The 8,056-nt window shown below is 63.1% G+C and carries 9 protein-coding genes; 4 read left to right on the forward strand and 5 right to left on the reverse strand.

The genetic code is table 11. The features are described from left to right. Window positions 1-1,077: branched-chain amino acid ABC transporter substrate-binding protein (locus DBR23_RS24785; RefSeq protein ID WP_233250726.1), on the forward strand; the 1,077-nt coding region annotated here is incomplete at its 5' end. A gap of 129 nt (window positions 1,078-1,206) precedes the next feature. Here DBR23_RS24785 and DBR23_RS24790 read toward each other — a convergent pair. Next, window positions 1,207-2,214: a D-2-hydroxyacid dehydrogenase family protein gene (locus tag DBR23_RS24790; RefSeq protein ID WP_056746014.1), complete on the reverse strand. Its 1,008-nt coding sequence runs from the start codon at window positions 2,212-2,214 to the stop codon at window positions 1,207-1,209. Window positions 2,215-3,281: 1,067 nt separating this feature from the next. Beyond that, entirely contained in the window at window positions 3,282-3,956 is a 675-nt protein-coding gene (lexA, locus tag DBR23_RS24800; protein WP_056062380.1) for a transcriptional repressor LexA, read from the reverse strand. Between the two features lie 83 nt (window positions 3,957-4,039). Between lexA and DBR23_RS24805 the strand changes: the two genes are divergently transcribed. The 3 genes from DBR23_RS24805 to DBR23_RS24815 are packed head-to-tail and all read left to right on the forward strand — an operon-like array spanning window position 4,040 to window position 5,951. After that, window positions 4,040-4,999 (forward strand): asparaginase, encoded by a 960-nt coding sequence (locus tag DBR23_RS24805; RefSeq protein ID WP_108499900.1) that lies wholly within the window; start codon window positions 4,040-4,042, stop codon window positions 4,997-4,999. A gap of 20 nt (window positions 5,000-5,019) precedes the next feature. Further along, window positions 5,020-5,439, forward strand: coding sequence for a hypothetical protein (locus DBR23_RS24810; RefSeq protein WP_108499901.1), 420 nt, complete (start codon window positions 5,020-5,022; stop codon window positions 5,437-5,439). A 41-nt stretch (window positions 5,440-5,480) separates the two neighbouring features. Continuing rightward, a complete protein-coding gene (locus DBR23_RS24815; RefSeq protein WP_108499902.1) occupies window positions 5,481-5,951 on the forward strand; it encodes a DUF6152 family protein in 471 nt (156 codons plus the stop codon). A 152-nt stretch (window positions 5,952-6,103) separates the two neighbouring features. Here the strand turns inward: DBR23_RS24815 and adk are convergent, their stop codons facing one another. The 3 genes from adk to DBR23_RS29795 all read right to left on the reverse strand — a co-directional run. Continuing rightward, the gene (gene adk / locus DBR23_RS24820; RefSeq protein ID WP_108499903.1) at window positions 6,104-6,760 is read right to left on the reverse strand and encodes an adenylate kinase; all 657 of its coding nucleotides are present in this window, start codon (window positions 6,758-6,760) and stop codon (window positions 6,104-6,106) included. A gap of 257 nt (window positions 6,761-7,017) precedes the next feature. After that, window positions 7,018-7,848: a 3-deoxy-manno-octulosonate cytidylyltransferase gene (gene kdsB, locus DBR23_RS24825; protein WP_108499904.1), complete on the reverse strand. Its 831-nt coding sequence runs from the start codon at window positions 7,846-7,848 to the stop codon at window positions 7,018-7,020. Then, window positions 7,845-8,056, reverse strand: a 212-nt coding sequence (locus tag DBR23_RS29795) for a Trm112 family protein (protein ID WP_233250727.1), incomplete at its 5' end; no start/stop codon positions are given. The genes DBR23_RS29795 and kdsB, both read right to left, overlap by 4 nt.

Below are 8,056 nucleotides of genomic sequence, written 5' to 3' on the forward strand. Positions count from 1 at the left end.
GGTGTGGCCTCTGCACAAGAGCAGGTGGTCAAGATCGGCCACGTGGCTCCGGTTTCCGGCGCCCAAGCCCACTACGGCAAGGACAACGAAAATGGCGCCCGCATGGCCATTGAAGAGCTGAATGCTCAAGGCGTCACCATCGGCGGCAAGAAGATCAAGTTCGAGCTGCAGGCTGAAGATGACGCTGCCGATCCAAAGCAGGGCACTGCCGCCGCACAAAAGCTGTGCGACTCTAAGGTCGCTGGCGTGGTCGGCCACCTCAACTCCGGTACCACGATCCCCGCCTCCAAGGTGTACAACGATTGCGGCATCCCCATGGTGACGGGCGCTGCGACCAACCCCAACCTGACCAAGCCTGGCTACAAGACCACGTTCCGTATCATCGCCAACGACAACGCCCTGGGCGCTGGTCTGGCCTTCTACGCTGTGGACACCCTGAAGCTCAAGACCGTTGCCATCATCGATGACCGTACTGCTTACGGCCAAGGTGTTGCCGACGTGTTCAAGAAGACTGCTACGGCCAAGGGCATGAAGGTGGTGGACGAGCAGTTCACCACCGACAAGGCCACTGACTTCATGGCCATCCTGACCGCCATCAAGGCCAAGAACCCTGATGCCGTGTTCTACGGTGGTATGGACCCTCAAGCCGGCCCCATGCTGCGCCAGATGGAACAGCTGGGCATGGCCAACGTCAAGTACTTCGGTGGTGACGGCGTCTGCACGTCCGAAATCGCCAAGCTGGCTGCCGGTGCCAAGACCCTGGCTAACGTGATCTGCGCGGAAGGCGGCTCCTCGCTGGCCAAGATGCCTGGCGGTACGGCCTGGAAGGCCAAGTACGACGCCAAGTACCCCAACCAGTTCCAGGTGTACAGCCCCTACACCTATGACGCCACGTTCCTGCTGGTGGACGCGATGAAGCGCGCCAACTCCGTGGACCCCAAGGTGTACGTGAACGAACTCGCCAAGTCCAACTTCAAGGGCGTGACCTCCACCATCGCCTTCGAACCCAACGGCGAAATGAAGAACCCAGCGATCACGCTGTACGTCTACAAGGACGGCAAGAAGACACCTCTGTAATTGGAGTGCTGCTTTCTGCTGCGGGGCATTTCGGTGCCCTGCAACAATCGCAAAAAAGGCTTCCCTCGGGAAGCCTTTTTTAATTGCGCGGTGTAGTCAGCGTTGCTAACGCCGCAACGGGTTGATCTGTTAGCGCCTGACTTGTAGCGAGCCTGGATTCACGATGTTGGTAGGCGTGCCTTTGATGAAATTCACCACATTGTCGAAAGCTGCACCAAAGTAGAGCTCGTAGCTGTCCTGCTCCACGTACCCGATGTGTGGCGTGCAGATGCAGTTTTCCAGGCGGAGCAGGGCGTGGCCTTGCAGGATGGGTTCGCTCTCAAACACGTCCACGGCCGCCAGGCCCGGGCGACCCCGGTTGAGTGCTGCGATGAGCGCGTCGGGTTCAATCAATTCTGCACGTGACGTGTTGACCAGCAGCGAGGTGGGCTTCATGCACGAGAGGTCTTCAAGCGAGATGATGCCGCGCGTTTCGTCGTTCAGGCGCAGGTGCAACGAGATCACGTCGCACTGCGAAAAAAACTCTTCGCGCGTGGCAGCGGCCTGGTACCCATCTGTCAGCGCCTGCGCGCGCGAGGCTTCACGCCCCCAGACGCGCACGTTCATGCCAAACGCCCGTCCATAGCCTGCCACCAGTTGTCCGATGCGGCCGTAGCCCCAGATACCCAGTGTTTTACCCCGCAGCACGCTGCCGACCCCGAAGTTGGGGGGCATGGACGCGGTCTTGAGACCGGACTGCTGCCAAGCGCCATGCTTGAGGTTGGAGATGTACTGGGGCAGGCGGCGCATGGAGGCCATCACCAGGGCCCAGGTCAGCTCGGCGGGAGCCACAGGGGAGCCGACCCCTTCTGCCACGGCGATCCCCCGCTCGGTACATGCCGCTACATCAATATGGCTCCCAATCTTGCCAGTTTGGGCGATGAGCTTGAGCCGCGGGAGCTTTTCAACCAGTTGGCGTGTGATCTGGGTCCGTTCGCGGATCAGCACAATGATGTCGGCGTCTTTGAGTCGCACCGAAAGCTGCCCCAGCCCTTTGACCGTGTTGGTGTACACCTTGGCGGTGTATGCGTCGAGCCGAGAGGCGCAATGCAGCTTGCGCACTGCATCCTGGTAATCGTCAAGGATCACAATATTCATGCCGACATTGTGCCTTGACGGGCGCAGGGGAATGCCACAGGGGCCGGGCTGGGCATACCAAAGCCTGCGGTTTTTTGGTGACTGAGTGCTGCATGGGCCCCGTGGACGTACTTCTTGCACTGCGCGTGCACGGAAGTCCGGACTCAGAGAGTGCCATGCACCACGACTGCTGCAGCCTGGTGCTGTTTTTTTGGACCTGCCGGTGCCCCGGTGTTAGCCATTTGCGGATCGAGCACTGCCTGCCATTGCCGCAGCCCTGGTGCGCGGGGCGTAGAAGAGAGCTTGGCGCTCATGCCGCCTGCTGTGCTCTGCGAATCAGGCCCGGAGCGCCTCGGATGCTGCCAGGCGGTCCAGCTCTGCGCACACATCGGCCATGCGGCCAGCAATTACCAGGCGGCAGGTGCCTGTGTCAGAGGCCCGGCGCAGCACCCGGGTGGATTGTGGTGGGCAGTTATCTGCACCCACTGACGCCAAAAAGGCCTGTCGTTTGCTGCCGGCCATGTGTGTTGGCAGGAAGGAGCGGTGGGTGGCAGAGGGTCTGGTCGGGCTTTCCGGCGTTCGTGCTGGAGGTTTGGCGGTAAAGGGCCAATTTCCGCGCAATGGACGTTGCGCCAGTGGCTCTGTGGAGTTGCTGGGGACCAGGGCTTGGGCGTCGTCGCTGCGGGAGGCCGATGCTGGGGCGTTGCCTGGCCTGGCACGTCTCATGCCGACTGGCTGTGCCCGCAGGTCCAATCTGTCTTTGAGGGCACCGGCTGGGTTGGCAAGCAGCTTTTTAAGACTGCGAAGAGGGTTCTGCACAGCAGACAGGGTGAACAAAGCAATTCCCATGTGAAAACTCCGAAAGTCGGGGGTTGAACATAGGCAGGATTGCAAAGTGGTCGAACACCAGTGCAGACAGACGCAGTGCGAGCTGATCCCTCGACAGTGCAGCCAACTGCTCCGCCGATCCATCAAGCATTGCCTGAGAGGCCTTGGCGTTCAACGGGACCTGCACCGCAGGGCTGGTGAATCGGTTGTATCCGTTCACCAAACGCCCGCCACCCACGGTGCAGCCCCTGGGGCACACGCTACATCAGCATGGTGTTGCGGATAAGTCCCACTGCCAGTCCTTCGATTTCGAAAGGCTCGCCGGGCTGCACCACGATCACGGGATAGTCGGGGTTTTCGGGCAGCAACTCGATGGCAGTGGCCGTGCGGCGAAGTCGCTTGACGGTGACATCATCGCCCAGGCGGGCCACGATGATCTGACCATTGCGAGCCTCACGAGTGGACTGCACGGCGAGCAAGTCACCGTCCATGATGCCTGCGTCGCGCATGGACATGCCCCGCACCTTGAGCAAGTAGTCGGGCTTGTGTTGGAAGAGGCTGTTTTCCACGCTGTAGGTCTGGTCCACATGTTCCTGCGCGAGAATGGGCGACCCCGCAGCCACCCGACCTACCAGGGGCAAGACCAGCTGCGACAGACCCGGGATGGGCAGACTGAATTGGTTGCCACGGGCTGCGTTGATGGAGCGCACTGTGTCTCCGCGCAAGCGGATGCCGCGCGAGGTGCCGCTGACCAGTTCGATCACCCCTTTGCGGGCCAGGGCCTGCAGGTGCTCTTCTGCCGCGTTGGCTGACTTGAAACCCAGCTCGGCCGCGATTTCTGCGCGGGTGGGAGGCGCGCCGGTGCGTGCGATGGCGGTCTGGATGAGATCCAGAATCTGCTGCTGGCGGGCGGTGAGTTTGGGGTTGTCGAGCATGGTGGTTTCCGGTGCAGGCGGTTACAGTGGCGAACAACTGTTTTTTAATCCAGTAACTGTATTTTTCACCAGTTTTTCGGAGTATGCAAGTGAGTGGGCAAAAAATTGTGGTTTTGGGCACCGGTGGCACGATCGCGGGCACCTCTGCACAGGCGGGAGACAACATTGGCTACACCGCTGCCCAGGTGGGGGTGGAGCAACTTCTGACGGCCGTGCCAGGCCTGCAGGCACTGGCAGGGGGCGCCTTGGCTGCTGAGCAGGTGGCGCAGATCGACAGCAAGGACATGGATTGCGAGGTGTGGCGCACGCTGGCTCTGCGGTGCGCGCACCATTTGAGCGACCCGGAGGTGAGAGGTGTGGTCATCACCCATGGCACAGACACCCTGGAAGAGACCGCGTGGTTTTTGCACGAGGTGCTGGATGCGCGCAAGCCCGTGGTGCTGACCTGCGCCATGCGGCCCGCCACAGCCCTGACCCCCGATGGACCCCAGAACCTGCTGGATGCGGTGGCTTTGGTGTTGGCACCGGGTGCAACAGGTGTGCTGGCCGTTGCTGCGGGTGAAGTGCATGGCGCACGGTATGTGCAAAAGGTGCATCCCTACCGCGTCAATGCCTTCAGCTCGGGCGAGGCCGGTCCTTTGGGATGGGTGGAAGAGGGCGTGGTCCGCTGGGCATGCAATAGCCCGGTAGCGCATGTCAATCATGCCGATAGCGCTATGAAGAATATAGTGAACGCTGTGGCTTGGCCGTGGGTGGAAATCGTCATGAACCATGCGGGGGCATCGGGCAGGGCGGTAGATGCGCTGGTGCGAGAGGGCGTGCAGGGCCTGGTGGTGGCCTGCACCGGCAATGGCACGATCCACCACGATCTGGAGGCCGCTTTGGTGCGCGCGCAGAACGCCGGAGTGCGGGTGGTGCGCTCCACCCGCTGCGCGGAGGGGCAGGTGCTGCCCAAGCCGGGTGATGTGCTTCCCGCCTCGCAAGGCCTGTCGCCGGTGAAGGCGCGGGTTGCCCTGATGCTGGATTTGCTGCGGATGCATTGATCTAAAAAGGGCCGGCAGCCGTGTTCACCGCACTCAAGACACACGCCTGGGCTTACCCCGCGCTGGAGGTCGTCCACATCATCGGCATTGCGTTGCTGCTGGGTAATCTGGCGCTGCTGGAGGTGCGGGTTTTCGGACGTGGTGCGGCATTGCCGGTGAAGGACCTCGCGCGGCTGAGTCTCTCCCTGGCGCTGTGCGGCTTTGGATTGGCCGCAGCGTCGGGGCTGCTGATGTTTGCCACCCAGCCTGCGGAGCTGCTCAGCAACCGCGCCTTCACCTTGAAGATGCTGTTGTTAATGCTTGCGGGCTGCAACGCGGCGTGGTTTCATGCACGCGGTTCGCTTGTACGCCTGGATGGGTTGGCACGCTTGCAGATGCTGGTGTCCACCGTGATCTGGCTGTCGGTGGTGGCCTGTGGCCGCTGGATTGCGTACCTTTGATATGACCCCTTGAACCGGGTTTTATTCCTACGGGAGTCTTTATGGGCTTACAACGTCGTCATGTGCTGATCGCCGCTGGTGCCTTGCCTTTGGGGGCACACGCGCACCACGGCTGGAGCAGTTTTGATGCGGACCGACCGCTGTATCTGGAGGGCACAGCGCGCAAGGTGCGGTGGCAAAACCCGCATGCAGAGCTGGAGCTCGAATTGCCCGCTGCGCTCCGGTTGCCTTCAGATCTTGCCCAGCGGTCTGTGCCTGCGCAGACCGCGCCGGTGGACGGACGCGCACTGTTAGCCAAAACCGTGCTGCCCACCCGCAAGGACCGCGTCTGGGAGGTTGAGCTGGCTCCGTTGACCCGCATGCAGGCCTGGCAGGTGCCTGAGATCAAGCCGGGTACGGCCGTGTCGGTGGTGGGCTTTGGCCTGCGGGACGAAAAGGGCGAGGCAGTGCTGCGCGCCGAATACCTGTTTGTGGACGGCAAGGCCTACGGCTTGCGGTCCAGCCCCGCCTGATGCCAGGCACGTGCCCGCAGCGGGCGGCTGTCGCGGCCACCGCGCGGCGGGGCGTTCCATGAAAAAAGCGACGCCCTGGTGCAGTGCGTCGCTTTCAGGAAGCTTGAGCGCCCAACCCGGGTCAGGCGGATCTTGGCCCTTGGTTCATTGCATCAGCTGGCCAGCGCCTGCAGCGCGCGTGCGGTGATCTCGTCCACGCTGCCCGTACCGCTGATGGCGCGGTACTTGGGCGCTGCGGCGGGTTCGGCCTTGGCCCAGTTGCTGTAGTAGTCCACCAGGGGGCGCGTCTGGTCGCTGTAGACCTGCAGGCGCTTCTTGACGGTTTCTTCCTTGTCGTCTTCGCGCTGGATCAGCTCTTCGCCGGTCACGTCATCCTTGCCTTCGACCTTGGGTGGGTTGAACTTGATGTGGTAGGTGCGGCCGCTGGCAGGGTGCGAGCGGCGGCCGCTCATGCGCTCAATGATGGCGTCAAAGGGCACATCGATTTCGAGCACATAGTCCAGCTTGACGCCTGCGGCCTTCATGGCGTCGGCCTGGGGAATGGTGCGGGGGAAACCGTCGAACAGGAAGCCGTTGGCACAGTCTGCCTGCGTGATGCGCTCCTTGACGAGACCGATGATGATGTCGTCACTGACCAGGGCGCCCGAATCCATCACGGCCTTGGCCTGCAGGCCCAGGGGGGTGCCGGCCTTGACCGCTGCGCGCAGCATGTCGCCGGTGGAGATCTGGGGGATGCCGTACTTCTGGCAGATGAACGTGGCTTGCGTGCCCTTTCCGGCGCCAGGCGCGCCCAACAGAATCAGTCTCATGGATGTCCTCGAAGGTTAGAAATCGGGTGGCGCCGCTGGCGGGGACGTTCGAAGGGCGCCTGAAGCCGTTCTGTGCGCCCGGGATGCGGTGCTCTCGTTACAGTTGAGGATAGCATGTGACCACCTTGCGCTGACTTACATGGGTGACCGTTTCTAGGTCGGCGCCTCCACGTGCCCACCACGGCGCCCCGCTGTACGTCCCCAGTGCGTTGAAAGTGCGCCCGCAGCGCACACCGCATAGCGGCGCCAGAGAGCTTTCAGCGAAACAGCGCGCGCACCCGCTCCAGGTCCTCCGGCGTATCCACGCCAGGGCCGGGCGCTGCGTCTGCCAGGTGCACTGCGATGTGGTGGCCATGCCAGAGTGCGCGCAGCTGCTCCAGGGCCTCCACCGCCTCGGTCGGTGCTGGCGCCAGCTGCGGAAATTTCCGCAAGAACCCTGCGCGATAGCTGTAGATGCCCACGTGCCGCAGCGGTGCAAAGCCTTGCAGTGCCTTGACGCCGGGCTGGGCGGCCTGTGCCGCGCCCTCCCACCAGGCCGTGCTCGCGTGGTCGCGGCCAAAAGGGATGGGTGCACGGCTGAAGTAATGGGCCAGACCCCGCGCGTCCAGCACCACCTTCACCACATTGGGGTTGGTGTAGTCGGCCAGGGACGCAATGGCATGGGCAGCGGTACCCATGCTGGCTTCGGGGCGCTTTCCATCTCGGTCTTGCAGCAGGCTTGCCACGGCATTGATGAGGCCGGGGTCTATCAGCGGCTCGTCACCCTGCACATTGACCACGATGTCGTCGCCGTCCAGTCCCAGCTGTAGGCAGGCCTCGGCCAGGCGGTCGCTGCCGCTGGCGTGGTCGGTGCGCGTCATGACGGCATCCACGTCATGCACTGCGCAGGCTTGCAGGATGCGGGCATCGTCGGCCGCCACCACGACGCGGGTTGCGGCGCTCTGCGCAGCACGCCGGGCCACGCGCACCACCATGGGCAGGCCCGCAATGTCGGCCAGAGGCTTGTCTGGCAAGCGGCTTGAGGCCATGCGTGCCGGGATCAGCACGGTGAAGGGGGTGTGGGCTAAGGCGGGCACGGGTGCGCTCACTGCTCCAGTTCCTCGTCGGTCAGGGTGCGTGCTTCGTTTTCCAGCAACACCGGAATTCCGTCGCGCACCGGGTAGGCCAGCCGCGCGCTGCGCGACACGAGTTCCTGCGCCTCGCGGTCATAGGTCAGGGGGCCTTTGGTGACGGGGCAGACCAGCAGTTCAAGCAGTTTGGGGTCCATGGGGGAGGAGCTTTCCGGGAGGGTTCGTT

This window comes from Acidovorax sp. HMWF018, from assembly GCF_003061035.1.
In the GTDB taxonomy this organism is placed as follows: domain Bacteria; phylum Pseudomonadota; class Gammaproteobacteria; order Burkholderiales; family Burkholderiaceae_C; genus Acidovorax; species Acidovorax delafieldii.